Source organism: Micromonospora sp. M71_S20 (assembly GCF_003664255.1).
Taxonomy (GTDB): Bacteria; Actinomycetota; Actinomycetes; order Mycobacteriales; family Micromonosporaceae; genus Micromonospora.
Genome location: NZ_RCCV01000001.1, coordinates 4751160 through 4778039 on the forward strand (window position 1 = coordinate 4751160; position 26880 = coordinate 4778039).

Here is a 26880-nt window from a genome sequence, read left to right on the forward strand (position 1 = left end):
AACGCGCAGGACGGGGGCGTCATCCGCCCGTCAGCACCGAGGCCGCCCGGGTGTCCAGGAAGGCGCGTTCGGCCGCGTTGTCCGTCCGCTCGGCAGCCGTCCGGTACGCCTGCGCCGCCTCCCCCGCCCGGCCGAGCCGCCGCAGCAGGTCCGCCCGGACGGCGTGGAACACGTGGTACCCGGCCAGGTCGAGCCGCTCGACGGCGGCCAGCCCCGCTGCCGGCCCGGCCACCTCGGCGAGCGCGACGGCCCGGTTCAGCGCCACCACCGGCCCCGGGGCGTACGCGGTGAGCTGGTCGTACAGCTGGAGGATCTGCGCCCAGTCGGTGCCGGCGGCGTCGGGCGCGTCGCTGTGCACGGCGGCGATCGCGGCCTGGATCTGGTACGGCCCCGGCCGGTCGCGGCGCAGGCAGCGGCGGACCAGGGCCTGCCCCTCGCCGACGAGCCCGGCGTCCCACCGGCGGCGGTCCTGCTCGGGCAGCGGCACCAGCGCGCCGTCGGCCGTGGTGCGGGCGGGGCGGCGCGCCTCGGTGAGCAGCATCAGCGCCAGCAGTCCCAGCGCCTCCGGCTCGTCCGGCATCAGCCGCACCAGCAGCCGGCCCAGCCGGATCGCCTCGGCGCACAGGTCGTCGCGGGCCAGCCGGTCGCCGGAGCTGGCCGTGTGCCCCTCGGTGAAGATCAGGTAGAGCACGGCCAACACGGCGGGGAGCCGGTCGGGCAGGTCGGCGTCGCCGGGCACCCGGTACGGGATGCCGGCGTCACGGATCTTGGCCTTGGCCCGGACGATGCGCTGGGCCATGGTCGCCTCCGGCACGAGGAACGCCCGGGCGATCTCGGCGGTGCCCAGCCCGCCCATCAGCCGCAGGGTCAGCGCGACCCGGGCGCCGGGGCCGAGCGCCGGATGGCAGCAGGTGAAGATCAGGCGGAGCCGGTCGTCGCGCACGGGTCCCTCCTCGGCCGGTACGTCGCGGACGTGCAGCAGGGCGGCCTGGGCGTGCCGGTCGGCGCGGAAGGCCTCCCGCCGCAGCCGGTCGACGGCCCGGTTCCGGGCGGTGGTGATGATCCAGCCGGCCGGGCTGGGCGGCGGCCCGGTCTCGGGCCACCGCGCCACCGCCACCGTGAACGCCTCCTGCACCGCCTCCTCGGCGAGGTCGATGTCGCCGAGGAGGCGGACCAGGACGGCGACCGCGCGGCCGTACTCCGCGCGGAACACCGCCTCCACGTCCGACACGCTCAGTCCTCGCCCTGGAAGGGGCGCACCTCGATCGGCAGGGTGGTGGCCAGCGCGTACCGGCGGCCCCACGCCAGCGCGGCGTCGAGGTCGGGCGCCCGGAGGATGGTGAAGCCGCCGAGGTGCTCCTTGCCCTCGACGAACGGCCCGTCGGTGACCAGCACCTCCCCGTCGGACGGCCGCAGCACGGTCGCCGTGTCCGGCGCGTGCAGCCCTTGGCCGAAGACCCAGCACCCGGACGCCTCCAGCTCCTCCCGGATCGCGCCCACCTCGCGCATCACCCCGGCCAGGAACTCCGGGTCCGGCGTCCCCTCGCCGCCGGGCTGGTAGATGCTGACCAGGTACTGCTTCATGACTTCTCCTCGCGTCGACGGCCGGCGCCACCGCCGACCTCTCATCCTCCATACGAACGAGGCGAGCCCGGATCGACAACCCGTGGGCGATTCGGCGACCGGCCGTCGACGGTGGGGCCACATCATCGTTTGTGGATGTGCTGACGATCGTCAGCGTGGTGATTGCACGCAGTGCGGCGAGAATCGGTCCCATGACAGACGACAGCGCGCCGGCCGAAGACCGGCCGTCCGACCCGACGTACTCCGTCGACTACGAGCGGGCCGTCGCCCGGAAGATGCGGGCTCTCGGGCTCTCCACGGGCTCCGACTACTGGGTGTACGTACACGACGATCCGGAGCTCGTCGCGCTTCGTCGGTCGCGTTCCGCCCCCGCCGCGCAGCCTGATCAGCCACGGTCGCCGGAACCACCGGGCGCGGGACAGCCCCCGGTCGGAGACGACGCGTAGCCACGCCCGATCCCCCCGTCCGGCGGCCTCCGCTGCCGGCGGCGGTCAGGGTCGCCGGACCAGTTCGCCGACGGTGGTCCGCGCCGGCGGGCCGACGAGGCACCGCCCGCCGTGCGGGCCGGACGTACCGCCGGCCCGCCGTCAGCTCGGCTGGCCCGCCAGCAACGCGGCCACCGCATCGGCGGTCTCCGGATGCGCGGACAGCAGGGTGGTCAGTTCCAGCGGGGTGGCGCTCGCGGTGGCGGCCTCCTCGCGCCACCCGCCGTCGCAGCCCAGCAGCGCGGCGACGGCGTCCACGGCCTCCGGATGGCCGGACAGCAGGCCGGCCACCGGCCCGGACGCGACCGCGGGGAGCGCCGGCGCCGGCGGTGACGCCGGCCTCGACCACGGCGGCACCCAGGCGTCCAGCGCGGGCAGCGAGCCGGGGAACGTACGCCCCGCCTCCCGCACCAGCAGCGGCACCAGCTCCGCACCGTGCTCCCGCAGGGTGGTGATCAGCGTGGGCAGCCAGGGCAGCAGGACCGGGTCGGGCAGCCGGGCGAACGCGGACGACATCACCTCCACGACGAACGGGGCGAGCCCCGGCACCGGCTCCAGTGCCTGCACGAAGCCGCTGAGGTACTGCGGGAAGGCGGGCACCACCAGCGGGTTGGCGAGCAGCGCGCCGCACCGCTCGCGCAACTCGGCCAGGGGCAGCAGGCCCAACTGGTGCCGGGCGGCCCAGAGCAGCGCCACCTTGGCCGGCGCCTCCGGGTGGGACTGTGCGACGGCGAGTTCGAGCTGGGACCGGTCGCAGCCCAGCGAGAGCGCCAGGCTCTCCATGCCGAACAGGAAGCCCAGCATGGCGCCGACCTGCCGCACCCCGCTCTCCTCGTCGAGGAACGCGGTGGGCAGCAGGGTGCAGTAGTGCGCGTACCCGGTGGTCACGAACGCCTCGCACCAGGCCGGCAGCGGCCCGGTGGCGCGGTGGTGGGCCAGCAGCCGCCGGATCCGGCGCAGCACCTCGGGGGCGTCGTCGACGGTGCGTTCGGCGGCGAGCAGCTCCACCGCCCGGGCGCCGAGCTCGTCGACCAGGCGCGGGCTGTCGAGCAGCCGGATGGCGTCCTCGACGGCCTCCAGCGCGACCGAGGCCGTCGCGTCCGGGCCCCGCACGGCGCGGCGCAGGCGCTGCTCCAGCACCTGCTCGACGGTCACCCCCTCGTAGCCCAGCTCGATCAGCGCCCGCTGGCTGCGGCCGAGGGCCAGGTCCCAGCTCTCCTGGATCGAGCGGTGCCCCAACCGGCGCTCGCCCATGATGGGCCGGACCGCGTCGCGGGGCAGCAGGTGCCGCAGCCGCCACAGCAGGTCCGAGCAGGGCACCAGCTCAGGGCTGGCCCGCAGGTCCACCAGGGCCCGCTGGATCGTGCGTTTCTCCAGGTCCAGCCCGAGCGGGGCGAGCCGGTCGTGGACGTCGCGGGCGAGCGGCGGAAGAGCCTCGTAGCCCACCTGGCCGACCCGGTCGCCGCCGAAGAGGATCTCGCAGAGCCGGCGGACGTCGCGTCGGCCCGGGACGACGTCCTTCTCGATGCAGGTGACCGCCGCGTCGGCGAAGTCGTACGGCGTGGGGCGGGCGCGGTTGCGCAGGCCGGCGAGGAGGATCGAGGTCTCGAAGACGGCGATCGCGTCGGCGGTGCTGGCCAGGTAGCCGTTGCGCCGGGCCAGCCGGACGATGTCGACGCACCAGCCGCGCAGCTCCGCCTCGTCCAGGCCCTGCGCCGCCGGCGGCTGCGCCAGGTATCCGGAGAGCCGGTCGGCGACCGGGGCGGCCGGCCCGGGGGTCGGGGCGGCGCGACGGCGGCCACCGCCGCGGGTCCGGCCGCCACGCTGCCCCTCCAGCCGGAACGGGCTCAGCCCGGTGCGGGCGACCGCCTTGGTCCAGGTGGCGGCGGCGATCGAGACCGAGCCGGGCGCGAGGCCGAACTGCGCCTCGATGGCGGAGTGGCTGGACGGGATCAGCCCGTAGTGCCACCGGGTGCCGGTGCGCGGGGTGATCTCGAACGGGGCGTCGGCCCGCAGCCCGAACTGCTCCACCCGGCTGGCGGCGTGGAACGCGCCGCAGACGTAGAGGCAGTCGGCGGGATCGGCCCCGGAGGCGGCGAGGTGCTGCCGCATCCGGGTCCACATGTAGCGCTCCCGGTCCTCGTCACGGTCCTGCCGGTCCGACCCGGCCGGGCGCAGCCGCCGGAACAGGCTGCCGATCAGCACCATCACCTGCCGGTAGGTGTCGTGGTCGGCGTCGGCCAGGGGCTGCTCGACGTACTGGTCCCACCACTCCGACCAGTGCCGGACCTTGCCGTGGTGCAGGAGGTAGGCCTCCAGCTCCGCGAAGCGGGGCCGCAGGTCGCCGATCTCGACGCCGACCGCGTCGCCGTGCAGGGCGGCCTCCTCCCCCGCCGGTGCGGCGGCCTCGACGTCCCCGCCGGCCGGGGCCTCGTGGGCGTCGTCGGCCAGACGGCGCGGCGACCACTGGAAGACGTGGTCGGTGGAGCGGTCCACCAGCACCAGCTCGACGCCCGGCGTCTCCAGCGCGTACGCGACGGCCTGGTATTCGGCGCTGGCCTCGGTGATCGGCGCGACCACGCTCAGCGGCCCCCAGTCGGCCGGGAAGCCGTCCAGCTCCGAGGCGAACGCCTGCACGGCCACCGGCAGGCGGCAGTTGCGCAGCTCGCCCAGCAGCGGCTGGAGGTCCTCGCAGAGCTCCAGGTAGATCACCTTCGGCTGCTTCGCACGCAGCCTGCGGACCATGGCCAGCGCGGACGCCGGGGAGTGGTGGCAGACCGGGAAGATCTCCAGTTCCTCGCCGAGGGCGCGGTCGACGTCGTCGACCATGCCGGCGAGGATCTCGGAGACGGCGCCCGAGCTGCCGGCGAAGGCGCCGGCGGCGGCCGTGAGCTGCTCACGCAGCGCACCGAACGGCCCGGCCGTGGTGGGGGCGGTCACGACAGGGCGGCGATCGCCTGGCGGCCACCGTCGAGGAAGCCCTCCCAGCCGTCGTCCTGCTTGGCGCGCGGCTCGACCACCCCGTGCAGGTACTTGTTGAGGATCGCCAGGTCCTCCGGGCTGCGCCGGGCCAGCGAGCCCACCAGCGACCCGGCCAGCGTCGCGGCGCGCAGGGTGCGGTCGCCGAAGAACTGGCTGTGCAGGATGGCATCCTCCAGGACACCGATCTGCTCGGCGGTGGACAGCGCCGACTCCAGCTTCTCGTCGTCGCTGGTCGCCGAGGTGGCGGCGGCGCGCAGGTCGGCGAAGCTCTGCAACAGGATGTCCAGCAGGGTGGGCGGCACGTCCAGCGTGATCTGGTGGCGGCGCAGCAGCTCCTCGGTGCGGAAGCGGACGATCTCGGCCTCGCTGCGCTTGTTCGTCACCACGGGGATCCGGACGAAGTTGAACCGCCGCTTGAGCGCGGAGGAGAGGTCGTTCACGCCCCGGTCCCGGCTGTTCGCGGTGGCGATGATCGAGAAGCCCGGCTTGGCGAAGACGATGTTGTCGTGGTCCAGCTCCGGGATGGAGACGTACTTCTCCGACAGGATCGAGATCAGCGCGTCCTGCACGTCGCTGGTGGAGCGGGTCAGCTCCTCGAACCGGCCGACCGTGCCCTGCTCCATCGCCGTCATGATCGGCGACGGGATCATGGACTCGCGGGACTGGCCCCGGGCGATGACCATGGAGACGTTCCACGAATACTTGATGTGGTCCTCGGTGGTGCCGGCGGTGCCCTGGACCACCAGGGTCGAGTTGCGGCAGACGGCGGCGGCCAGCAGCTCGGCCAGCCAGCTCTTGCCGGTGCCCGGGTCGCCGATCAGCAGCAGGCCCCGGTCCGACGCCAGGGTCACGATGCTGCGTTCGACGAACGTACGGTCGCCGAACCACTTCTGCGGGATCTCCCGGTCGAGCCCGTCGGCCCGTTCCGAGCCGAGGATGAACAGTCGGACCATCCGCGGGCTCAGCCGCCACGAGAACGGCTTCGGGTCGGTGTCGACCGACTCCAGGAAGTCGAGTTCCTCGGCGTACTTGACCTCGGCGGGGGCGCGGAGCATCTCGGACATGAGGGGTGTTCTCCTAGGTGAGGAAGCTCTTGAGCTCGAAGACGAGTTTGCGGATGTGGCCGGAGATGACCGGGGTGCCCAGGTCCTTGAAGCGTTGCCGGAACCAGGGGTTGACGCTCTGCTGGCCCGAGCTGTTGACCGAGCCGACCGGGATGAACCGCACCCCGGAGCGGTGCACCGCCTCGATGCCGTCGAACAACGGCTGGGAGCGGTCGAACTCGTAGAAGTCCGAGATCCACACCATGACCGTGTTCCTCGGCTCGACGATCTTGGGACGGGCCAGCGCCATCGCGACCGGGCCGTCGTTGCCGCCGCCCAGCTTGGTGCGCAGCAGCACCTCGAACGGGTCGTGCACCCACGGCGTGAGGTCCAGCGCCCGCGTGTCGTACGCGATCAGGTGCACGTCCACCTTGGGCAGGCCGGCGAAGATCGACGCGAGGATGGTGCAGTTGACCATCGAGTCGACCATCGAGCCCGACTGGTCCACCACCACGATCAGCCGGGCCGGCGTGACGCGGCGGGCGGTCTGCCGGTAGTAGAGCCGGTCGACGTAGAGGCGCTCGTCCTCCGGGCTCCAGTTCGTCAGGTTCTGCCAGATGGTGCGGTCGAGGTCGAGGTTGCGGTACACCCGCTTCGGCGGCACGGACCGGTCGACGACGCCGACGCTGGTCTGCGCGACCTGGGTACGCAACACCTCGGCGACCTCGTCGACGAACCGCCGGATGAGCGCCTTGGCGTTGGCCAGGGCCACCCCGGAGAGGTTGGACTTGTCGCGCAGCAGCTGCTCGATCAGCGACATGCTGGGCGTCAGCCGGCTGGCCAGCACCGGGTCGGCCAGCACCTCCCGCAGGTGCATCCGGCGGACCAGGTCACCCTCGATGCCGGCCAGCACCTTGCCCAGGCCGTCGCCGCCCTGCCGGCGCAGCCCGCCGGGTTCCATCCCGAGGGCCTGCTCGAACCAGCCGGCGTCGGACTGCCACCGCGCCAGTTGGCCGGCGTCGACCGCCCCGTGGCCGGTGGCGAACACGTTGAGCAGCAGCTTCGACACGAGCGCGGCGCGGCGTACCTCGGCGGCACCCGGCGCGGACGACGCCCCGTCGTCACCGGGCCCGGCGACAGGTTCGCCATCGGGCTCGGTTGCGGGCTCGCCACCGGGCTCGGTTGCGGACTCGGCGGGAGCGTCGGACGCCGCGGCGTCGGGGGCGTCGGGCGTCGGGCGGAGCAGGCCGCGCAGCTCGTCGGCGACGGCCGGGAAGCGCTGGACGACGGTGTCCACCGACACCGCCGGGTCCAGCAGGGCGGCCGGCAGGCCGAGGTCGTCGACGACCGCCATGCTGGCCGACTCCAGGGTGGGCTGCTCCTCGGGGTCGAAGAGCCGGGCCAGCAGCCGCCAGTAGAGCACCTGGCGCCGGTTGGCGTCGGCGAGGTCCGCGGGGGTCGGGGAGTCGGTCATCGGCGCAGCAACCGTCCCGCGCGCTCGCGCAGCACCGCCACGGCGTCGCCCGCCTTGGCCTCGGCCTTGGCGATCCTCGGGTCGGTGACCCCGCCCGCCCAGTCGCCGGTGTGCGCCTCGACCGGCCGGCGTTTGACGGTGGCCCGCACCGCCAGGGGTTGCAGCAGCCAGCGACCGTCGTCCCACCGCACCAGGCCGAGACACGCGGAGGACGCGGCCACCAGTTCGGGGGTGAGTGGGCCGCAGGAGGGCAGCCGGTCGACCGCGACGGCGATCGACTCACCGTCCAGTTCGAAGGTCGTCGTGCCGTCGTCGTCGCGCACGGCGTAGCCCTCCACCAGCACGGGCTCGGCGATCCCGACGGGGTGCCGCTCCAGCGGCGGCGCCGCCGCCGCGACCGCGGTCGGCAGCAGGACCCGGGCGGTGGCGAACGGGTCGGCCGGCTCGCCGGGGCGTACCCGGTCGTCCTGCCAGAGCAGGTCCGCGCCGTGCAGCGGCAGACCCGTGACCGTCACGGCACGCCGTTCGGCCAGCGCGGCCAGCAGTACCGGGTGGGCGTCCAGCAGGCGCCACAGCGCCGGCCCGACGATCGTCTCCACCTTGACCGCGCCGACCGCGCAGCGGACCAGCCGGGGCGGCCCGCCGTCGGCCGGTTCGAGGATCGCGTGCAGCTGCGCCTGCACGGCGGTGTCGTGCTCGTGCACGTCGACGCCGAGCACGAGCAACCGCCCGGAGACCTCCTCGACGGCGGTCGGGACGGAGGCGGCCGCCGCGTCCTGGGCGAGCAGCGCGCCCCGGGCCCAGAGGTCGGCCCAGCGCCGCAGCGGCGGCTGCGCCATCGTGGCGACCGGCACGCACGCCCGCAGCTCGGCGGCGAGCCCGTCGAGCAGCACCGCCAGCCGGCGCAGGCCGGGCTCGGCCAGGGCGGCCTCGACCGGCGCCCCCGCCGCGGCCACGAGCTCGTGGTCGAGGCCGCCCCACCCCGTCACCGCCACCTCGTGCAGCCAGGCGCGGGCGGCGGCGCGGGCCGGGGACCCGGCGCCCGGGGGCTCGGCCGCGCCGGGCGTCCAGGGGGCGCGGGCCCGGCCCAGCGCGGTGTCGAGCTGCCCGAGCAGCGCTTCGTGGGCGGCGCCGAGCAGCGCGCACCGGGCGCCGGCGAGGGCGAGGAGGTGTTCCTCGGCCACCGAACCGGCGGTCACCTTGGCCACCGCCTCGGCGAGCCGGTCGCCGAGTGGGGTGCTGGTCAGCGCGCCGGCCAGGGCGGCCAGCGCGGCGGCGTCGTCCTCACCCACCCGGGCGAGGCCGCGGAGCAGGGCGTCGTCGAGGTCGGCGACCAGGTCGAGGGCGTCGGTCAGGCCGGTCGGGGTGCCGTCGCGCAGGACGGCGAGCTGTGTGCCGAGCATCAGCGGGCCGCCCCGGTGGCCGGGAACCAGTGCAGCTCGGGCAGGGGGACCGTGCTGCCGGGCAGTTCCAGGTAGGACAGGTGGCGCAGGAAGCGGCTGAACACGACGGCGGCGGGGGTCGGCTCGTGCCGCCCGTCCAGCGCGGCGAGCAGCTCCCGGGCGGTTTCCGTCCCCGCGCCGACGTCCACCCGCAGGTAGCGGGCGACCCGGTCGGCGCCGTACTGCAGCAGTGCCTCGTCGGCCAGGGCGTGCAGGTGCTTGCACGGCGCGCCGCGCAGCCCGCCGCAGGGACGGTTGTTGTTGGTGCTGCAGTGGTAGGCGTGGGTGCCCGAGGCGATCGACGAGACGTAGACCCGGTCGACGTCCGACCCGCTGGAGACCACGCCCTGCAACCGCCCGTCGGCCAACTCCACGAAGGGCACCTTGGCCAGCTTGCGGGGCCGCGCCGGCGGCACCACCCGCACCGTGCTGCGCCGTCGCCACGCGGTCCGTTCCGCGTCAGCCACTGTCCGACCTCCCGTCCGCCGCTCCCGGCGCCGCCCATGACCATCCGGACGCCGGAGGGGGCGCCGGCGTCGCTGTGACGACAAGGATCATGGACCACGGGTACGACACGACCCCGGTCGGGTTTGCGGACGGCGGCCGCCCGGGGACCGCCCGTCCCCCGTTCGGACACGCCGAATCACGGCTCGCTTAAATAAGCCTGGCGTGATAGAAACTGTCCGTGCACGCCTTCGACGTACTCGGTGACCCGGTGCGACGCCGCATCCTCGAACTGCTCACCGACGGCGAGATCACCGCCGGCGGGCTGTGCGACGTGATCCGGCGGGAGTTCGGGATCTCCCAGCCGGCCGTCTCCCAGCACCTCAAGGTGCTGCGGGACAACGGCTTCGCCACCGTGCGGGCGGAGGGGACCCGACGTCTCTACGCCGTCGATCCCCGGCCGCTGCGGGAGGTCGACCGCTGGCTCGACCACTTCCGCCGGTTCTGGACGCCACCCCTGCACGCCCTCGCCACCGAGCTGGCCCGAGGCAAGCGCGAACGGCGGCTGCGCGAGCAGCCGCCCACGACAGACGACACGACCGACCACGGGAGAGACCGATGATCGACGCGACCGAACAGATCAACGCCGTACGCCGCCAGCTCGGCCGGCGGGTGCTGGAGGCCGGCGAGGCCCGGGTGATGACCATCAGCCAGACGTACGACGCGCCGCTGGAAGACGTCTGGGACGCCTGCACCAACGCCGAACGGATCCCCCGCTGGTTCATGCCGGTCTCCGGTGACCTGCGGCTGGATGGCCGCTACCAACTGGAGGGCAACGCCGGCGGCACGATCGAGCGCTGCGACCCGCCGAAGGGCTTCGCCGCCACCTGGGAGTTCGGCGGCGAGGTGAGCTGGATCGAGGTGCGGCTGACGCCGGTCGAGGACGGCCGGACCCGGTTCGAGCTGGAGCACGTCGCGCACGTCGACCAGGAGCGCTGGGACCAGTTCGGCCCGGGCGCCCTCGGGGTCGGCTGGGACCTGGCGCTGCTCGGTCTGGCGTCGCACCTGGCCGCCGACGGCAGCGGGGTCACGCCGGAGGAGAGCGAGGCCTGGTCGGTCTCCGAGCAGGGCCGGCAGTTCGTGACGGCGAGCAGCGAGCGGTGGGGCGAGGCGAGCGTCGCCGACGGCACCGACGCCGAGGCCGCGCGGGGGGCCGTGGAGCGCACCACCGCCTTCTACACCGGCGCGCCGGCAGCCTGACAGCCCGCGCACCCGACCGGTCGACGCGACGGCGGCCCCACGCACCCGGCCGGTAGGCGCGGCGGCGGCCCCGCGCACCGGGGCGGTCGGCGCGGCGGCGGTCCCGCCCGCACGCCGGGCGGGCGGGCGGAAAAGCGCGCGCGTTCCGTCGTACCCCTCGGGCAGACTCGCCGCCATGTCGCCACGATCCGTCGCCGAGCTCGTCGCCGCCGTCCAGGCCGGCGAGAAGATCCGCTACCTGCACTTCTGGGGGCACCGACCGCAGCGTGACGGCAGCGTCGGGCCCGGCTGTCTGAGCCAGTGGTGGCCGGCCTCGTTCACCGACGGCGAGCGGACGTACGCCACCGCCGAGCACTGGATGATGTGGCACAAGGCGATCCTGTTCGGCGACGCGGCGGCCGCCGACAGGATCCTGGCCGCCGGGCATCCCCAACGCGCCAAGTCGATCGGCCGCCAGGTGCGGGGCTTCGACCAGGCGACCTGGGAGGCCCAGCGACACGACATCGTGGTTGCGGGCAGCGTCGCCAAGTTCGGCCAGCACGACGACCTGCGGGCGTTCCTGCTCGGCACCGGTGAACGGGTGCTCGTGGAGGCCAGCCCGCTCGACCGCGTCTGGGGCATCGGCCTGGCCGCCGACGACCCGCGCGCGGACGATCCGGCGCGCTGGCAGGGCGCGAACCTGCTCGGTTTCGCCCTCATGGCGGCCCGCGACGCCCTGCGCGCGGGTGCCCGGTGAGGACGGCGGTCTGATCAGGGTCGTGGGCGTGTCGGTGATCGATACGCGGTGAGGTCTCCGGTAGATGGTTCAGCGACCAAGCAGAACCTGAAACCGGAAACCTCGTGGCCACCATGCCGGTGACGAGGCGGCATGACCTGACCGACGCTCAGTGGGCGGTGCCCGCGCCGCTGCTGCCACCGCATCGCCGAGACCGTCGCCAGCGTCAACGGCCGGCGACACCTGCTCACAAAAGGCATCGCGGGTTGTCCTCGTCGCTGGCTGGTCGACGACGTTTGACGGCGCCTTGTGCCCCACCTGTGTCCCGAGCGGTCTACCGCGCCCCAGTCGTCCCCGAGCTGGCGTCGGCGCACACGGCTCAGACAAGGGTAGGGCGCGGGCTATCCGAGCGCCTGCCGGGCGGCCTCGCCCATGGGGTCGTCGCGGGTGGGCATCCCCTGGACAGTTGGCAGCACCTCCTCCTGGAAGACGCCGTGCAGCCGGCGCAGTTCCCGCGCCGGATGCTCCGCGTCGTCGACCCGCACGTCCCAGAGTGGGTACGGCTGATCGCCGATCACCGTCACGGTCGCCGACCGGGCGCCGTGCCGGTCACCGCCGGCCTCCTCGCCGGTCTCGATGGCCAGCACCAGCCGCTCCGCCAGGTCGATCTCACGGCTGTCCTCGAACACCCGGACGATCTCCGCGAGGGTCTCGGGGCCCACCAGGCGGTTGCCCTGCACCGCGAAACCCGGCCCGGTGTGGTGTCCCGCCCAGTCCCTCGTACGGGAGCCGGTGAAGGCGTGCGAGCGACCCTGCCGGTCGACCATGCCGACCTGCCGCACCTCCCGACCCGGGTCCCGGGCCAGCAGCTCGGTCAGGACATCCTGCGGCGAGCGGCCCTCGCCCAGCAGCGGCAGGCCGTCGTAGGCCAGGAACGGATTGGGGGTGGCCTGGGTCGCCACCACACCACCGGGGTGGACGTGTGCGACAAACTTGCCGACCGCGGGCCTGGCCGTCAGGGCTCCCACCCCAAGCTGGCCGGTGCGCGGACACCGTGCGGCGATCGAGAAGGTCACGGTCGGCAGATACCCGGACGAACGCCCGGCATTACCGGATCCGGCGTCGGTTGCTGTCACCGTTGCCGCCGTCAGGACCTCCACGAACGGCACCCGCCAGCAGACACCGCCCCCTACAACCTCCACAGCCCACCCGTCTGGCTCGGCATCAGCTGCACACCTCTGGGCCGTGTTCACAGTTCGCGTCAGAGCCACTCGTTGATCGCGACGACGTGACGTGTGGCCTGGTGGCGCGGGAGGTCGCGGCGTCCCCGGGTGCGCCGGGTAACGTGCTGCGGCATGACCGCCGTGGCGTACTCCCACTGCTCCTTCTGCGGCGCCGCCTATCCGGCGGCGGCCGGGTGGCCGCGGGTCTGCGCGGCCTGCGGCGGGACGGTGTGGCGCAACCCGCTGCCGGTCGCGGTGGCGGTGCTGCCGGTCCGCACGGCCCGGGGCCTCGGGGTGGTCGTCGTGCGCCGCGACATCGAGCCCGCCCGCGGCCAGCTCGCGCTGCCGGGGGGCTTCATCGAGTACGGCGAGGAGTGGCAGGAGGGGCTGGTCCGGGAGCTGTGGGAGGAGACCGGCCTGCGCGCCGACGCCGCCGACGCCCGGCTCCTCGCGGTGCACGGCGCCCCGGCCGGCGGCACGATGATGGTCTTCGGCGAGCTGCCCGAGCGCCGGGCCGACGCGCTGCCGCCGTCGGCGCCGACCGAGGAGGCCACCGAGTGGCTGGTGCTCACCGAGCCGACGGAGCTGGCCTTCTCCACCCACACCCGCGTGCTCGCCGACTTCCTCGCCCGGCGCGCGGGCTGAGCCGGACCGCTCAGTCGGCCAGGTACCGGGCGGGCACCGCGTCGGTCAGCCAGACGCCGTTGGCGCTGCGATAGAAGGCGTGCCCGTCGCGGGCCATCGCCGCCGCGTCCACGGTCAGCACCACCAGCTCGCCCGGCCGGCGGGCACCCACCCGCCGGGCGGTCGCCACGTCCGGCGACAGGTGGACGTGGTGCCGGCCGGCCCGGTGCAGGCCGGTGGCCCGGATCGAGTCGAGCGCGACGCGGCTGGTGCCGTGGTAGAGCCGCGCCGGCGGCGGGCTGGGCGCCAGTTCCAGGTCGACCGGGATCGAGTGCCCCTGGTTGGCCCGGACCCGTTCGACGCCGTCGGCACCGCGTTCCACGGCGAAGCGCTGCTTGTCGTTGCCGGCCACCACGGCGTCCAGGTCGGCCCGGTCGATCCCGAGCGCGGCGAGCAGGTCGTCGACCGACACCCAGCCGGCCCGGTCGGGCACGAGGCCGAACCGGGCGGGCTCGTGCCGCAACGCCAGGGACATCCGCTTGCTCAGCCGCACCATCGCCCGGTGATCCATTGGCGGAGTCTCCCCCGCCGGGCACCGCCGGCGCCATCGGATTCGGCCGGATCCGCCGGGCCTCGGCGAAGGGCGGGACACCGACGGCACCGGCGGTCAGGCGGCGGGGGGTCACGGTAGGGATTCGAGCGCGCTGGAAGTCGACACCGCGACGACCGGTGACGGTTGACCGCCCGCCGGGCGGGTAGACGCCCGGCGCCGCGTGGGTGACGGGCACCCGGCCGGGCCGCCGCGGGGACGCCGACACGCCTCGGGGGGCCGATGTCCGATCCACCGGTGACGCCGTACGACGTCGTGGAGCTGCGGGTGCACGGGGTCTCCGGCGCGGACGCGAGCGCGGTGCTGGGCCGCCCCTTCGTGCAGCAGGTGGCCGGGGACCGCAACGGCGGCTTCCACCGTCCCCGGCCCGGTTACCCGGACAGCCGCGGGGCGGGCGGGGTGACGATGGAGGCGTACCGCTGGAGCGACCTGCCGTCGGGCACCGCGGTGCGGACGTTGTCGCTGGTGTTCCTGCTGCCCTTCATGCTCTGCAACGTCGCGATCTGGATGCGCCCGCGCAGCCGCGGCTCCGGGGCGGGCGTGAAGGCCCTCTGCCGGATGCTGGCGCTCACGCTGACCGCGCTCTATGTGCTCTCCATCGTCGGGGTGGCGCTGGACCTGGTGGCCTGGCGGTGCATGTCCTCGCCGCGCTGCCTCGCCGGCCGGGACTGGCTGTCCTGGCTGGGCGGGCGGCCGACGGGGCTGCGCCTGGCGGTGCTCGCGCTGGTCCCGGCCGCCGCGATCGGGCTGGTCTGGCGCCTCGGCGCGCGCCCCGGCCGCAACTTCGACGCCTTCCGGGGGCCGGCCGTCGTCTCGGGGGCGCACCAGCTCAGCGCGGTGGGCCAGTGGGACGCCGCACCGCTGGTCGGGCGGCTGCGGTCGATCCACGTGGCGGCGGCCTTCGCCACCCTGGATCTCAGCCTGCTCGTGGCCCGGTCCGCCCGGGACGCCTCCGTCGTCGTGCTGGCGCTCACCGCCGCGACCGGCGTGGTCCTGCTGGCCTGCCTGGTCCTGGTGTGCGCGCACCCGGTGATCGACGGGACCGCCCCGGCGGGCGTGGACCAGGCCACCGGGGCCCTTCAGGCGGCGGCCTGCGCGCTGACGGCGCTGGTCCTGGTGGTGGTCGCCGCCGATCCCGCCCCCTGGCCCTCGGGCGGCGGGCTGCCCGGGTACGGCCTGATGGTCGCCGGCCTGTTCGCCGTCCAGACGGTCCTGCTCGCGGCGCTCGGCCTGGTGGCGCTGCGGGGGCCGGACGGACAGCGCGGCGGCACCCCGCTGCGCGGGCTCGGCGGGCCGGTCATCGCCGCCGTCGCGACCGGGCTGGCGGTGGCGTTCTCCGCCGAGCTGGTCTACCGGGTGGCGGACATGCTGGACCGCGACGCCCCCACGGCGCAGCGGCTGGCCACCAGTCCGCCGTTGGCCTACAAGTGGGCGATCTTCGGGTTCATGCTGGCGGTGCTGGCCACGCTGGCCGTCGCCGCCGTGGCGACGGTGCTCACCCGGCCCGGCCGGTTGCGCGCCGCCGCGTCCACCGTGGCCCGGGACTTCCCCGACGCCCCGCCGGAGGCCGACGGCCGGCTGCGGCAGGTCGAGAAGGCCGTCGCCCGGGCCCGGTTCACCGAGTGGCTGGAACCGCTGACCGTCGTGTACGCGTGCCTCGCCGCCCTCGGCCTGGCCGCCAGCTCCCTCGGGATGCTGCGGCTCAATCCCGGTGACGCGGCCGAGCGGTACGCGGGCGTGCCGGCGGCCCTGGTCGACTTCGGCATCGGCGTCGGCAGCTACCTGATCGCGGCGGTCGTCCTCGCTCTGGTCGTCGGCGGGATCTTCGCCTACCGGACGGCCGAGTTCCGCCGGTACGTCGGCGTGCTGTGGGATCTCGGCACGTTCTGGCCCCGGGCGGCGCACCCGTTCGCGCCACCCTGCTACGCCGAGCGGGCCGTGCCGGAGCTGACCCGGCGGATCTGCTACCTGACCGGGCGCGGCGACACGGTGCTGCTGGCCGGGCACAGCCACGGCTCGGTGCTGCTCGCGGCGACCGTGCTGCAACTGCCGCCGGGCGTCGGCGAGCGGGTGGCCCTGCTGACGTACGGGTCGCCGCTGCGCCGGCTCTACACCCGGCTCTTCCCCGCCTACGTCGACGCGGACGTGCTGCGCGAGGTGGGCGAGCGGGTGGGCTGGCGGTGGTTGAACCTGTGGCGCGACACCGACTCGATCGGCAGCTGGATCTTCTCCCCGCACCGTCCCGGCGAGCCCCCGGCGGTGGCCGGCGCGGCGGGGGCGGTCGACCGGCGGCTGCGCGACCCGTGGGACGTGGTGGCCCCGCCGAGCGACAGCGTCCCGCCACCGATCCTGGGGCACTGGCCGGGCGAGTCCGACGTGCGCTTCGCCGCGGCGGTGGAGGAGCTGGCCGACCGGTTGCGCCGCCAGGCGCCGCCGCCCGCCTGATCCGCCCGGCCTGCCGCGCCGGCGGGCGGCCGATATCCTCGACCGGGTGAACGCGGCCCGGCAGACCGAGCGCAGGCTGATCGCCTCCAACAAGAAGGCGCGGCACGACTACACGATCCTCAAGACCTACGAGGCGGGCATCGTGCTCGCCGGCACCGAGGTCAAGTCGCTGCGCGAGGGCCGGGCGTCGCTGGTCGACGCGTTCGCCCAGGAGCGTGACGGCGAGCTGATGCTCTACGGGTTGCACATCGCCGAGTACGGCTTCGGCAGCTGGACCAACCACGCGCCCCGGCGCACCCGCAAGCTGCTGCTGCGCCGGGTGGAGATCGCCCGGATCCTGGAACGGACCCGCGAGGGCGGCCTGGCCCTGGTGCCCCTGTCGATGTACTTCTCCGGCGGCTGGGCGAAGGTCGAGCTGGCCCTGGCGAAGGGCAGGAAGTCGTACGACAAGCGGCAGGCGCTCGCCGAGCGCGACGCCGAGCGGGAGATCGCCCGGGAGCTGGGCCGCCACCTCAAGGGCCGCTCCACGCGGCGGGGCTGACCGCTCCCGCCGCCGTCCGCCGGCCGTCAGCGGGGGCCGGGAGACGGCGGCGCGGACGGGTCGGCGGACGGCGGCGCGGACGGCTCGGCGGGGTCCCCGGCCGGCACCCGGCCCAGGCAGCGCGGGTCCGCCCGCCCCACCGGCTGCCGGGGGATCATCCAGTCCAGCGCCGTCTCCTCCACGTGCCAGCCGTACACGTCCACGCGGGTGACCGGGATCCGCCCCGGGTCGGGGCAGAGGAGCTGCCCACGCACCTGGTCGTTGGGCAGGAAGCGCACCGCGCCCCGCTCGTCGAGCACGATCGTCATCCGGTCGGTCACCGTGACCGCCTGGCCGCGTACCACCTCCCGGACCGGGCCCGCCTCCGGGCCGACCTCGACGGCGACCGCGGGCAGCAACGGCACCCGCAGGAAGACCACGCCCGTCACCAGTGGCACCACCGCGGCCACCACGTAGGCGAGGACGCGGGTCAGCGCCGGGGCGACCGGGCGCGGCACCGGGCCGGTGAGCACCACGGCTCCCAGCGGCGGCACGACCAGCAGCAGGGCCGTGGCCAGCTCGCCGTCGCGGATCGCGGTCGGCACGGCGGGCGCCAGCCAGGCGTAGCTCGCGGTCGCCGCCACGACCGGCAGCACCAGGGTGGCGACCAGGAGCAGGCGGGGCCGGTCCGGATGACGCAGCCGGGTCCGCAGCGCCAGCAGCCAGAGGGCCAGCATCATCAGCAGCGGTAGGAACCGCAGCTGCCAGGTGAGCGCCGCCAGCCCGGTCGCCGCCACCAGCACCCAACCGGGGGTACGCACGGTGCCGTAGGCGAGCAGCGAGCGTTCCGGGTCGAACCGGTCAGGCGCGCTCACCTGGAGCAGCCGACCGAGGACGGCCAGCACCAGCACCACCAGCGGGAACGCCCACACCAGCGCGATCAGCAGGGCGCTGAGCAGCCCGAGCGGGCTGACGTACTGCACCAGCAGCAGCATCGTCGGCATGTCCTGCCGGCTGAGCCGCCAGAGCCGCAGCACCAGCAGCAGCACCGGGAACGCGGGCAGCAGCGTCAGCAGCCACTGCTGCGCCTGTTGCGCCTGCTTGGTGCCCGGGCGGCGGTCGGCGCGACCGATCGCGGCCGGCTCGGAGACGGCAGGGCCCATCTCTCCCACGGCCACTGCCGCACCTCCACCGTCTCCTCGGGCTCCGGCTGCCGGCCGACCGCCACCTGCTGCGGGTTGCTGTACTGCTGCTCCGAGGCCAGGTACCGGTCGAACGCCGCCTTCCACCGGTCGCCGTCGGGGCCCTTCGCCGACTGGTAGAGGGAGAGGTTGACCAGGTCGCGCATCGCCGGATTGGGGCCGGTGTTCACGCCCCACTTCTCCGCCGACTCCGCGCCGATGTCCCAGTGCCGCAGCTCCTTTCGCCGCAGCAGCTTCGTCGCCGGCGGCAGCTCGCCCGGCGGACGCGGGCCCACGAAGCCGGCCAGGATGGCCGCGTCGGTGGTGACCGCGTCGACCTCGCCGTCGTAGAGCGCCTGGACGCACTGGCTGATCCGGTTGCGGCCGATCGGGTTCGCGCCCGCCTCGCGCAGGCGCTGCTCGGAGGTGGACGTGCCAAGCGTGCAGACCTTCGCCCGGTCGAGGTCGCGCAGGCTGGCGACCTGTCGGGGATCGGACGCGAGCGTCAGCACGGACTGCTCGGTCTCCAGGTACGGGAAGGAGAAGACGACGCCCTGGTCCCGGCGCTGCTCGGTGACGCTGTAGGAGGCGATCACCAGGTCGACCGTGACGAAGCTGCCGTTGGCGTCGCGCGCCTGCCGGCGGGCCCGGTCCTCGCTCTCGATCGACAGCAGCGTCACCTCCGGGGCGTCGAAGCCCAGGTCCTCGGCGACCATGTACGCGATGTCGATGTCGAAGCCCTCGAACGCGCCGTTCTCCAGCTTCTGCGCCACGCCCGGCTGGTCGTCCTTCACCCCGATGATCAGCCGGTCCCGGTTGGTCAGCCCGGCCCGCTCACGCAGCTCGTCCCACGTGGGCGGGCCGGTGGCCACGACCACCCGTACCGTGGCCGCCACGACCACCACCAGCAGGAGCAGCAGGGCCGCCAGGCGCACCTGCCGGGACCGGGATGCGCGGGCGGGGGCCGCCGACGCCGGCGCCGGTGGGGTGCTGCTGGTCTCGTCGTCCCGACCCAACTCGGCCCTCCCCGTCGCCGTCCCCCGTGCGAGCCCTTCATTGTGGTCTATCCCGCCACGCCGCGACAGCATGCGACAGGGCGGTCGTGTCGCCGGCCCCGGCAGCCGCGTACGCCAGGCCCGGTGGCCGCTCGCGGCAGCAGCCACGAGAGCCACCCACTGCCCGGCCTCGCATCTGCCGGTCGGTAGGGTGGGCCGGTGACGACGTTCCGCATCGGGGAGGCCGCCGAGCTGCTCGGGGTCAGCGCCGACACCGTACGCCGGTGGGTCGACGCCGGGCGGCTCGCCGCCGGCCGCGACGCGCACGGGCACCGGGCGATCGACGGGGTCGACCTGGCGGCGTTCGCGCGCGGTCAGGCCGCCGACCCGGACGACCGGTCGGACGCCTCCTCGGCCCGCAACCGGCTGCGCGGCATCGTGGTCAACGTCGTCAAGGACACCGTGATGGCGCAGGTCGACATCCAGGCCGGGCCGTTCCGGATCGTCTCGCTGATGAGCCGCGAGGCGGTCGACGAGCTGGACCTGCGGGTCGGCTCGCTGGCCGTCGCGGTGATCAAGTCGACCACGGTGGTGGTGGAACGCGCCTCCCCGCCGGGGGCCTCCCGGGGGAGGCAGGCCTCGTGAGGGCGCAACGGCCGCGCCGCGGGGCGGCGGGCGTGACGGCGGCGGTGCTGGCCCTCGCCGCCGTGGCCGGCTGCGGCGGGAGCGCCTCCGGCGGCGGGTCGGCGGGTGATCCGGGTGCCGGCGGCACGGTGAGCGTGTTCGCCGCGGCCTCGCTGACCGAGTCGTTCACCCGGCTGGGCCGGGACTTCGAGGCGGCCCACCCGGGCACCACCGTCGTGCTCAACTTCGCCGGCAGCGCGGCGCTGGCCGCCCAGATCAACCAGGGCGCGCCCGCCGACGTGTTCGCCTCGGCGGCGACGCGGAACATGGCCACGGTGACCGGGGCGGGCAACGCCGACGGCGACCCGGTGGTCTTCGCTCGCAACCAGCTCGTCGTCGCCGTGCCGAAGGGCAACCCGCGGGGCGTCGCCGGACCGGCCGACCTGGCCCGGCCGGGGGTGAAGGTCGCGCTCTGCGCCGAGCAGGTGCCCTGCGGGGCGGCGGCGCGGACGGCGCTCGACGCAGCCTCGGTCGCCCTCACCCCGGTCACCCTGGAGCAGGACGTGCGGGGCGCGCTGTCCAAGGTGCGGCTCGGCGAGGTCGACGCGGCCCTCGTCTACCGCACGGACGCCCTGGCCGCCGCGGCCGACGTGACGGCCGTCGAGTTCCCCGAGTCCGCCCGCGCCGTCAACGACTACCCGATCGTCGCGCTGCGGGACGCGCCGAACCCCGACGGCGCCCGGGCGTTCGTCGCGTACGTCCGCTCGGAGCGGGGGCGCGAGGTGCTCACCGAGGCCGGGTTCCAGGCCCCGTGACGCGTACCCACGTCCGGCCGGCCCGGCGGCGGGGCGCCGGGGTGCCCGTCGCGCTGCTGCTGCCGGCCGTGCTGGGCCTGGTCTTCCTCGTCCTGCCGCTGGTCGGGCTGCTGGCCCGTACGCCGTGGGCCACCCTGCCGCAGCGGCTCGCCGCGCCGGGCGTGCTCACCGCGCTGCGGCTGTCCCTGCTGACCGCCACCCTGGCCACGCTGCTCTGCCTGCTGCTCGGGGTTCCGCTGGCCTGGCTGCTGGCCCGCGTCGAGTTCCCCGGCCGCCGCCTGGTACGCGCCCTCGTCACCGTGCCGCTGGTGCTGCCGCCCGTGGTCGGCGGGGTGGCGCTGCTGCTCGTCTTCGGCCGGCGGGGCCTGCTCGGCGGCTGGCTCGACGCGACCTTCGGGATCACCCTGCCGTTCACCACCGCCGGCGTGGTGCTGGCGGAGGCGTTCGTGGCGATGCCGTTCCTGGTGATCGCCGTCGAGGGGGCGCTGCGCGGCGCCGACGGCCGGTACGAGGAGGCGGCGGCGACCCTCGGCGCCGGCCGGTGGACGACGTTCACCCATGTCACCCTGCCCCTGGTGGCTCCCGGCCTGGCGGCCGGGGCGGTGCTGTGCTGGGCCCGGGCGCTCGGCGAGTTCGGCGCCACCATCACCTTCGCCGGCAACTATCCGGGGCGGACGCAGACCATGCCGCTGGCCGTCTACCTGGCGCTGGAGACGGACGTGCAGGCCGCCGTGGTGCTCAGCCTCGTGCTGCTCACCGTCTCGGTGGTCATCCTCGCCGGGCTGCGCGACCGCTGGATCACCAGCCCGTGAGCGCGCCCCTGCTCGACGCGCACCTCGTGGTGGAGCGGGACGGGTTCCGCCTCGACGTCACGCTGCGGGTCGCCGCCGGCGAGGTGGTCGCGCTGCTGGGCCCCAACGGGGCGGGCAAGACCACCGCGCTGCGCGCGCTCGCCGGCCTGCTCCCGCTGACCGCCGGGCACCTCACCCTCGACGGCGTCGACCTGGACCGGCCGCAGCGACGCGCCTGGACGCCGACCGAGCGCCGCCCGATCGGCGTGGTCTTCCAGGACTACCTGCTCTTCCCGCACCTGAGCGCGCTGGAGAACGTGGCATTCGGGCCCCGGCGGCACGGCGCCGACCGGCGTACCGCCCGGCGGACCGCCCACGGCTGGCTGGACCGGGTCGGCCTGGCCGAGCACGCCCACCGCCGGCCCCGGCACCTCTCCGGCGGGCAGGCGCAGCGGGTCGCGCTGGCCCGCGCTCTCGCCGTCGAACCGGCGCTGCTGCTGCTGGACGAGCCGCTCGCCGCGCTCGACGCGCGCACCCGACTGGACACCCGGGCCGAGCTGCACCGGCACCTCGCCGCGCACCCGGGGGCCACCCTGCTGGTCACGCACGATCCGCTGGACGCGCTGGTGCTGGCCGACCGGCTCGTGGTCGTCGAGGAGGGCCGGGTGGTGCAGGAGGGGGACGCCGCGACCGTCACGGCGCGGCCACGCACCGACTACGTGGCCCGGCTCGTCGGGCTGAACCTGCACCGGGGCCACGCCGACGGGCACCTGGTCCGGGTCGCCGACGGGCTGACCCTCACCGTCGCCGACCGGCTCGACGGGGAGGTCTTCGTCGCCTTCCGGCCCTCGGCGGTGGCCCTGCACCCGTCGCGCCCCGAGGGCAGCCCGCGCAACACCTGGGCGGCGACGGTGGCCGGCGTGCAGCGGCACGGCAACGACCTGCGGGTGCAACTCGACGGGCCGATCGGGGTTTCCGCGGACGTCACGCCGGCCGCCGCCGCGCAGCTGCGACTGGCCCCCGGCCAGCCGGTCTGGGCCGCGGTGAAGGCGGCGCAGACCCACGCGTACCCCGCCGGCTGACGCCCCCGGCCCGGAGCCGGGTCAGGCGGCGGGATCCGCGGCCAGCAGGTCGGCGTGGGCGGCCCGGAGCCGGGCGAGACCGGGGTCGCTGCCCGGGGTGACCCGGCGGTCGAGTTCGGCCCAGACCTCGGCGAGAGCGGCGGTGACCGCGCGCAGCTCGGCGGCGTGCCGGTGGCTGCTGCGCCGGTGCGCCTCGTCGAGGCGCCGGGCCCAGCCGGCGGTGACGGCGGCGAGGCGATCGGTGTCGGCACGCGCCTGGGCGGCGCTGCGGGCGGCGGCCGCCGGGACGATCGCGGCCACCGGGCGGGGATCGCCGTCGCGGGTGACGACGGTGACGGTGTCGGTCAACTCGGCCAGCGCGACGAGCTGGGTGAGCCGGGTGCGCGCCTCGCGCAGCGGCACCGAACGCGGCTGGTCGGTGTGCGGGGTGAGAGCGGGGACAGCCATGGATGGATGGTCGCCGCCGGGTACGACATTTCCGCACGCCGACGGTCCAGGTTGGACGCGCGGGCCGGAAAACTGGCGCGAGCCGGGGCCCTCGCGGCGGATACGCTGCCCGCCCGACGCCGCACCGCGAACCGGCGCGGCGGACCCCGCCACGTGAAGGAGCTGCCGTGTCCCGCCTCGACGTCCGGACGGTCGACCTGCGCACGATCAACTCACTGACCAAGTACCCGTCCATCCCCACCTACCACGCCCTGGACCCCCGCGACGGCGGCCTGCTGGCGGAGTGCGTGGCGTTCACCGGGCCGGTCACCCTCACCGAGAAGATCGACGGGACGAACGCCCGGATCGTCGTGCTGCCCGGCGGCGCGTACCTGATCGGCAGCCGCGAGGAGCTGCTGTACGCGCGGGGCGACCTGATCGGCAACCCCGCGCTCGGCATCGTCGACGCCCTGCGCGACGTGGCCGAGCGGCTGGCCGTCGCGGCGGCGGACGACCGGATCACGGTGTTCTACCTGGAGGTGTACGGCGGCAAGGTCACCGCCGCCTCCCGGCACTACACCGCCGAGCGCCGGGTCGGGCACCGGCTCTTCGACGTGGCCGTGCTGGACGACCCGGCGCCGATGCTCGACTGGCCGACCCCGCGGATCTCGGCCTGGCGCGACGGCGGCGGCCAGCGCTTCCTCGGCGAGGCCGACCTCGTGGGGCGGGCCGACGCGCTGGGTCTGCCGACCGTGCCCCGGCTGGCCACCGTCCCCGCCGGGGACCTGCCCCGCGACATCGCCGGGACGCACGCGTTCCTCACCGGTCACCTGCCCCGGACCCTGGTGGCCCTGGACGGACCGGCCGGCAGGTCCGAGGGGCTGGTGCTCCGCGCGGCGGACCGCTCGGCCATCGCCAAGGCGCGGTTCCAGGACTACGAGCGCACCCTGAAGCGCCGCGACGGCCGGCGCTGACCACGGTTCGGTGGCGCGCCGGTCAGGCGCGCCACCGGACCGGCCGGCAGGCGGGGCGTCGACGGTCGGGCGCGGGCGTCGGGACGCGACGGGAAGTCCGGCCCGAACGCCTGGACAATTACAGTTAACAATCCTAATAATTGTGCATCCGTCGATCCGACGGCCCTCGTACCCGGGAGGTCCGGATGCGTCGCCCTGCCCGAAACCTGCTGCTGGCCGCCGTGGCGGCCCTCGCCACCGTCACCGCCACCACGCTGACCCTCGCCGCGCCGGCCCGCGCCGCCGGCCCGACCGCCACCTTCGTCAAGACCGCCGACTGGGGCACCGGATGGGAGGGGCGCTACACCGTCACCAACGGCGGCCCGAGCACCATCACCGGCTGGCAGGTCGCCTTCACCCTGCCCACGGGCACCACGCTCGGCTCCTACTGGGACGCCACGGTGAGCAGCGCCGGCCAGCGGCACACCTTCACCAACCGCTCCTGGAACGGCACCGTGGCCCCCGGCGCCTCGGTGTCGTTCGGCTTCCTGGCCACCGGCTCCGGTTCCCCCACCGACTGCACGCTCAACGGCGCGCCCTGCTCGGGCGGCACGCCCACCACCCCGCCCACCACGGCACCGCCCACGACCGCCCCGCCCACCACGGCACCGCCGACCACCCCGCCACCCAGCACGCCGCCGCCGACCACCCCGCCGCCCACCACTCCCCCGCCCGGCGGGCTGCCCCGGCACGCGCTGATCGGCTACCTGCACGCCAGCTTCGCCAACGGCTCGGGCTACCTGCGGATGGCCGACGTGCCCGCCGACTGGGACATCGTCAACCTCGCCTTCGGCGAGCCCACCACGGTCACCTCCGGCGACATCCGGTTCCAGCTCTGCCCGGCCAGCGAGTGCCCCGGCGTCGAGACCGAGGCCGAGTTCATCGCGGCGATCCGCGCCAAGCAGGCGCAGGGCAAGAAGGTGCTGCTCTCCATCGGCGGGCAGAACGGCCAGGTGCAGCTCACCACGACCGCCGCCCGGGACACCTTCGTCCGGTCGGTGTCGGCCATCATCGACCGGTACGGCCTGAACGGGCTCGACATCGACTTCGAGGGGCACTCGCTCTATCTGGACGCGGGCGACACCGACTTCCGCAACCCGACCACGCCGGTGATCGTCAACCTGATCTCCGCGATCCGCACCCTCAAGCAGCGGTACGGGGCGGGCTTCGTGCTCACCATGGCGCCGGAGACGTTCTTCGTCCAGCTCGGCTACCAGTTCTACGGCTCGGGCCCGTGGGGCGGGCAGGACCCGCGTGCCGGGTCGTACCTGCCCGTGATCCACGCGCTGCGCAACGACCTCACCGTGCTGCACGTGCAGGACTACAACTCCGGGCCGATCATGGGGCTCGACAACCAGTACCACACGATGGGCAGCGCGGACTTCCACATCGCGATGACCGACATGCTGCTCGCGGGCTTCCCCGTCGCCGGCAACCCCGACCGCGTCTTCCCGCCGCTGCGCGAGGACCAGGTGGCCTTCGGCGCGCCCTCCTCCCCCAGCGCCGGCAACGGATACCTCGCCCCGGCCGGGGTGCAGGCGGCGGTGACCTGCCTGGTGAAGGGGCAGGGCTGCGGCCCGTACACCCCGCGCAGCGGCACCAACCCCGCCTTCCGGGGCCTGATGACCTGGTCGATCAACTGGGACCGGTTCTACGCCTGGGAGTTCCGCCTGAGCCACGGCCCGTTCCTGCGGGCGCTGCCCTGAGCAGGTGCCGCCGTCCGGGCCACCCGGCCCGGACGGCGGCCCGGCCCCGACGACGGACGTGTCCGGCACGCCCGCCCACGCGCCGGAACCCGGTTGCGCCGCCGGGCCGGTCCGGCCCACCATCGCGTGGCGGACACGGGACCGGACCGCCCGGAGCGACGCCCGGCCGCGCGGCCGGGCGCGGCGGCGTCCGGGGCGGGAGGCGAACGTGCGCGGCATCCGCGAACTGGCGGCCGGCATCGACGCGCGTGCGGTGGTGCTCGTGGAGGGGGCGAGCGACCGGGTCGCCCTGGAGACGCTCGCCGCGCGCCGCGGCCGGGACCTCGACGCCGACGGCGTACGGGTCGTGGCCATGGGCGGCGCGACGAACATCGGCCACTTCCTCGACCAGCTCGGCCCGGCGGGACGCGGGCTGCGGCTGGCGGGCCTCTACGACGAGGCCGAGGAGGGCTTCTTCCGGCGCGGTCTGGAACGCTGCGGCCTCGGCGCCGACCTGTCCCGCGCCGGTCTGGCGGCGCTCGGGTTCCACGTCTGCGTGGCCGACCTGGAGGACGAGCTGATCCGCGCGGTCGGCGTCGCCGGGGTGCGGGCGGTGCTCGCCGCCGAGGGCGAGCTGCGCTCGTTCGACCTCTTCCAACGGCAGCCGGCCCAGCGGAGGCGCGCCGTCGAGACGCAGCTGCGCCGCTTCCTCGGCACCCGGTCCGGCCGCAAGAGCGCGTACGCGCGGCTGCTCGTGGCGGCGCTGGAGCCGGACCGGGTGCCCCGCTCACTCGACGCGGTGCTCGCCGACGTCTGAGCGCACGCCGCGCCACTCGGGCGCCAGCACCGACCACACCTCGAGGTCGATCCGCCCGGCCGGCCCCGGGTAGACCTCGCGCAGCGTCCCGTCGAGGCGCATGCCCAGCCGCCGGGCGGTCGCGATGCTGCGGGCGTTGCGCGCGTTGGTGCGCCATTCGACACGGTGGATGCCGCGCTCCCGCACCGCCCAGTCGACGATCCGGCCGACCGCCCGGGTGACCAGCCCGTGGCCCTCCCCGGCCGGCTCCAGCCAGCAGCCCGCCTCGCAGACGCCCCGGGCGACGTCGAACGAGACGAACATGACCCCGCCGACCAGGTCGCCCCGCCGCCAGATGCCCCAGATGCCGCCGGCGTCGCGCGCCCACCGGTCCGCGTAGCTCTGGAGCACGGCCCGGGCGGAGTCGAGGTCGCCGACGACGAACGAGGGCGACACCCAGGGCGCGATGTGCGCGCGGGCCCGGTCGAGGTGGGCGAGGAACTCCCCGGCCCGCCAGGGCTCCAGGGGACGCAGCTCGGCGTCCTCGGTCAGGGACAGGGCGAACACGTGACCTCCCGATGCAGACGGTGAGCGGGCAATGTACCGGTATACACGCGAGGT

Annotated in this window: 27 protein-coding genes; 14 read left to right on the plus strand and 13 right to left on the minus strand. The window is 75.1% G+C overall.

Features of this window, described 5'->3' with window-relative positions; translation table 11 throughout:
• Positions 1-19: 19 nt before the first annotated feature.
• Both DER29_RS20400 and DER29_RS20405 read right to left on the minus strand, forming a co-directional pair.
• Entirely contained in the window at positions 20-1231 is a 1212-nt protein-coding gene (locus DER29_RS20400) for an RNA polymerase sigma factor (RefSeq protein WP_121398786.1), read from the minus strand.
• Between the two features lie 2 nt (positions 1232-1233).
• A complete protein-coding gene (locus DER29_RS20405) occupies positions 1234-1584 on the minus strand; it encodes a YciI family protein (RefSeq protein ID WP_121398787.1) in 351 nt (116 codons plus the stop codon).
• A gap of 191 nt (positions 1585-1775) precedes the next feature.
• Here DER29_RS20405 and DER29_RS20410 point away from each other — a divergent pair, with 191 nt between their 5' ends.
• Positions 1776-2030 (plus strand): hypothetical protein, encoded by a 255-nt coding sequence (locus DER29_RS20410; RefSeq protein WP_121398788.1) that lies wholly within the window; start codon positions 1776-1778, stop codon positions 2028-2030.
• A gap of 141 nt (positions 2031-2171) precedes the next feature.
• Here the strand turns inward: DER29_RS20410 and DER29_RS20415 are convergent, their stop codons facing one another.
• From DER29_RS20415 to DER29_RS20435, 5 genes are read right to left on the minus strand one after another with little or no spacing between them, the layout of a single operon-like run.
• The gene (locus DER29_RS20415) at positions 2172-5009 is read right to left on the minus strand and encodes a DUF5682 family protein (protein WP_121398789.1); all 2838 of its coding nucleotides are present in this window, start codon (positions 5007-5009) and stop codon (positions 2172-2174) included.
• Positions 5006-6115, minus strand: coding sequence for an AAA family ATPase (locus DER29_RS20420; protein ID WP_121398790.1), 1110 nt, complete (start codon positions 6113-6115; stop codon positions 5006-5008). The genes DER29_RS20415 and DER29_RS20420 overlap by 4 nt, the downstream gene beginning before the upstream one ends.
• 13 nt (positions 6116-6128) lie before the next feature.
• Complete coding sequence (locus tag DER29_RS20425; protein WP_121398791.1) at positions 6129-7568, minus strand: VWA domain-containing protein; 1440 nt, start codon at positions 7566-7568, stop codon at positions 6129-6131.
• On the minus strand, positions 7565-8971 hold the full coding sequence (locus tag DER29_RS20430) for a hypothetical protein (RefSeq protein ID WP_121398792.1): 1407 nt from the start codon (positions 8969-8971) through the stop codon (positions 7565-7567). The genes DER29_RS20425 and DER29_RS20430 overlap by 4 nt, the downstream gene beginning before the upstream one ends.
• Positions 8971-9477 carry a hypothetical protein gene (locus DER29_RS20435; RefSeq protein WP_121398793.1) on the minus strand — a complete coding sequence of 169 codons (507 nt, stop codon included), beginning with the start codon at positions 9475-9477 and terminating at the stop codon, positions 8971-8973. Before DER29_RS20435 ends, DER29_RS20430 begins: the two co-directional genes overlap by 1 nt.
• Positions 9478-9695: 218 nt before the next feature.
• On the opposite strand from DER29_RS20435, the gene DER29_RS20440 reads away from it, so the two are divergent.
• The 3 genes from DER29_RS20440 to DER29_RS20450 all read left to right on the plus strand — a co-directional run bounded on the left by DER29_RS20440 (position 9696) and on the right by DER29_RS20450 (position 11450).
• Positions 9696-10076, plus strand: a complete 381-nt coding sequence (locus tag DER29_RS20440) for a helix-turn-helix transcriptional regulator (protein ID WP_121398794.1) — start codon at positions 9696-9698, stop codon at positions 10074-10076.
• A complete protein-coding gene (locus DER29_RS20445; RefSeq protein ID WP_121398795.1) occupies positions 10073-10714 on the plus strand; it encodes an SRPBCC family protein in 642 nt (213 codons plus the stop codon). Before DER29_RS20440 ends, DER29_RS20445 begins: the two co-directional genes overlap by 4 nt.
• A gap of 175 nt (positions 10715-10889) precedes the next feature.
• Positions 10890-11450, plus strand: coding sequence for an NADAR family protein (locus tag DER29_RS20450; protein WP_121398796.1), 561 nt, complete (start codon positions 10890-10892; stop codon positions 11448-11450).
• Between the two features lie 380 nt (positions 11451-11830).
• On the opposite strand, the gene DER29_RS20455 is transcribed toward DER29_RS20450, so the two are convergent.
• Positions 11831-12808, minus strand: coding sequence for a DUF1028 domain-containing protein (locus DER29_RS20455; protein ID WP_370040225.1), 978 nt, complete (start codon positions 12806-12808; stop codon positions 11831-11833).
• Between DER29_RS20455 and DER29_RS20460 the strand changes: the two genes are divergently transcribed.
• Positions 12785-13297 (plus strand): NUDIX domain-containing protein, encoded by a 513-nt coding sequence (locus DER29_RS20460; RefSeq protein ID WP_121398798.1) that lies wholly within the window; start codon positions 12785-12787, stop codon positions 13295-13297. The two genes, DER29_RS20455 and DER29_RS20460, sit on opposite strands and share 24 nt — an antisense overlap.
• Positions 13298-13307: 10 nt before the next feature.
• Here the strand turns inward: DER29_RS20460 and DER29_RS20465 are convergent, their stop codons facing one another.
• A complete protein-coding gene (locus DER29_RS20465; protein ID WP_121398799.1) occupies positions 13308-13847 on the minus strand; it encodes an RNA 2'-phosphotransferase in 540 nt (179 codons plus the stop codon).
• A 261-nt stretch (positions 13848-14108) separates the two neighbouring features.
• On the opposite strand from DER29_RS20465, the gene DER29_RS20470 reads away from it, so the two are divergent.
• Complete coding sequence (locus DER29_RS20470; RefSeq protein WP_121398800.1) at positions 14109-16331, plus strand: hypothetical protein; 2223 nt, start codon at positions 14109-14111, stop codon at positions 16329-16331.
• Between the two features lie 46 nt (positions 16332-16377).
• Positions 16378-16872 carry an SsrA-binding protein SmpB gene (gene smpB / locus DER29_RS20475; protein ID WP_121398801.1) on the plus strand — a complete coding sequence of 165 codons (495 nt, stop codon included), beginning with the start codon at positions 16378-16380 and terminating at the stop codon, positions 16870-16872.
• A 26-nt stretch (positions 16873-16898) separates the two neighbouring features.
• Here smpB and DER29_RS20480 read toward each other — a convergent pair whose 3' ends face one another.
• Complete coding sequence (locus tag DER29_RS20480; RefSeq protein ID WP_233599961.1) at positions 16899-18029, minus strand: hypothetical protein; 1131 nt, start codon at positions 18027-18029, stop codon at positions 16899-16901.
• A complete protein-coding gene (locus DER29_RS20485) occupies positions 17921-19048 on the minus strand; it encodes a transporter substrate-binding domain-containing protein (RefSeq protein WP_233599962.1) in 1128 nt (375 codons plus the stop codon). Before DER29_RS20485 ends, DER29_RS20480 begins: the two co-directional genes overlap by 109 nt.
• A gap of 198 nt (positions 19049-19246) precedes the next feature.
• Between DER29_RS20485 and DER29_RS20490 the strand changes: the two genes are divergently transcribed.
• From DER29_RS20490 to DER29_RS20505, 4 genes are read left to right on the plus strand one after another with little or no spacing between them, the layout of a single operon-like run.
• On the plus strand, positions 19247-19672 hold the full coding sequence (locus DER29_RS20490; RefSeq protein ID WP_121398804.1) for a molybdopterin-binding protein: 426 nt from the start codon (positions 19247-19249) through the stop codon (positions 19670-19672).
• A complete protein-coding gene (gene modA, locus DER29_RS20495; protein ID WP_370040227.1) occupies positions 19669-20466 on the plus strand; it encodes a molybdate ABC transporter substrate-binding protein in 798 nt (265 codons plus the stop codon). The genes DER29_RS20490 and modA overlap by 4 nt, the downstream gene beginning before the upstream one ends.
• Complete coding sequence (locus tag DER29_RS20500; RefSeq protein ID WP_121398805.1) at positions 20463-21278, plus strand: ABC transporter permease; 816 nt, start codon at positions 20463-20465, stop codon at positions 21276-21278. Before modA ends, DER29_RS20500 begins: the two co-directional genes overlap by 4 nt.
• Positions 21275-22339, plus strand: a complete 1065-nt coding sequence (locus DER29_RS20505; RefSeq protein WP_121398806.1) for an ABC transporter ATP-binding protein — start codon at positions 21275-21277, stop codon at positions 22337-22339. Before DER29_RS20500 ends, DER29_RS20505 begins: the two co-directional genes overlap by 4 nt.
• Positions 22340-22360: 21 nt before the next feature.
• On the opposite strand, the gene DER29_RS20510 is transcribed toward DER29_RS20505, so the two are convergent.
• A complete protein-coding gene (locus tag DER29_RS20510; protein ID WP_088999889.1) occupies positions 22361-22786 on the minus strand; it encodes a hypothetical protein in 426 nt (141 codons plus the stop codon).
• A gap of 167 nt (positions 22787-22953) precedes the next feature.
• Between DER29_RS20510 and DER29_RS20515 the strand changes: the two genes are divergently transcribed.
• The 3 genes from DER29_RS20515 to DER29_RS20525 all read left to right on the plus strand — a co-directional run bounded on the left by DER29_RS20515 (position 22954) and on the right by DER29_RS20525 (position 26280).
• A complete protein-coding gene (locus DER29_RS20515; protein ID WP_199729373.1) occupies positions 22954-23739 on the plus strand; it encodes an RNA ligase family protein in 786 nt (261 codons plus the stop codon).
• Positions 23740-23945: 206 nt separating this feature from the next.
• Positions 23946-25484, plus strand: coding sequence for a cellulose binding domain-containing protein (locus tag DER29_RS20520; RefSeq protein ID WP_121399365.1), 1539 nt, complete (start codon positions 23946-23948; stop codon positions 25482-25484).
• Positions 25485-25692: 208 nt separating this feature from the next.
• Positions 25693-26280, plus strand: coding sequence for an ATP-dependent endonuclease (locus DER29_RS20525; protein ID WP_233599963.1), 588 nt, complete (start codon positions 25693-25695; stop codon positions 26278-26280).
• Here the strand turns inward: DER29_RS20525 and DER29_RS20530 are convergent.
• Positions 26251-26826 (minus strand): GNAT family N-acetyltransferase, encoded by a 576-nt coding sequence (locus DER29_RS20530; protein WP_121398808.1) that lies wholly within the window; start codon positions 26824-26826, stop codon positions 26251-26253. The two genes, DER29_RS20525 and DER29_RS20530, sit on opposite strands and share 30 nt — an antisense overlap.
• Between the last annotated feature and the right edge of the window lie 54 nt (positions 26827-26880).

Coding starts and splice junctions, on each gene's coding strand:
- DER29_RS20510 (WP_088999889.1), bottom strand. CDS start 22,786: ATGGCTGTCCCCGCTCTCACCCCGCACACCGACCAGCCGCGTTCGGTG.
- DER29_RS20465 (WP_121398799.1), bottom strand. CDS start 13,847: ATGGATCACCGGGCGATGGTGCGGCTGAGCAAGCGGATGTCCCTGGCG.
- DER29_RS20445 (WP_121398795.1), top strand. CDS start 10,073: ATGATCGACGCGACCGAACAGATCAACGCCGTACGCCGCCAGCTCGGC.
- DER29_RS20470 (WP_121398800.1), top strand. CDS start 14,109: ATGTCCGATCCACCGGTGACGCCGTACGACGTCGTGGAGCTGCGGGTG.
- DER29_RS20430 (WP_121398792.1), bottom strand. CDS start 8,971: ATGCTCGGCACACAGCTCGCCGTCCTGCGCGACGGCACCCCGACCGGC.
- DER29_RS20405 (WP_121398787.1), bottom strand. CDS start 1,584: ATGAAGCAGTACCTGGTCAGCATCTACCAGCCCGGCGGCGAGGGGACG.
- DER29_RS20460 (WP_121398798.1), top strand. CDS start 12,785: ATGACCGCCGTGGCGTACTCCCACTGCTCCTTCTGCGGCGCCGCCTAT.
- DER29_RS20410 (WP_121398788.1), top strand. CDS start 1,776: ATGACAGACGACAGCGCGCCGGCCGAAGACCGGCCGTCCGACCCGACG.
- DER29_RS20425 (WP_121398791.1), bottom strand. CDS start 7,568: ATGACCGACTCCCCGACCCCCGCGGACCTCGCCGACGCCAACCGGCGC.
- DER29_RS20450 (WP_121398796.1), top strand. CDS start 10,890: ATGTCGCCACGATCCGTCGCCGAGCTCGTCGCCGCCGTCCAGGCCGGC.
- DER29_RS20420 (WP_121398790.1), bottom strand. CDS start 6,115: ATGTCCGAGATGCTCCGCGCCCCCGCCGAGGTCAAGTACGCCGAGGAA.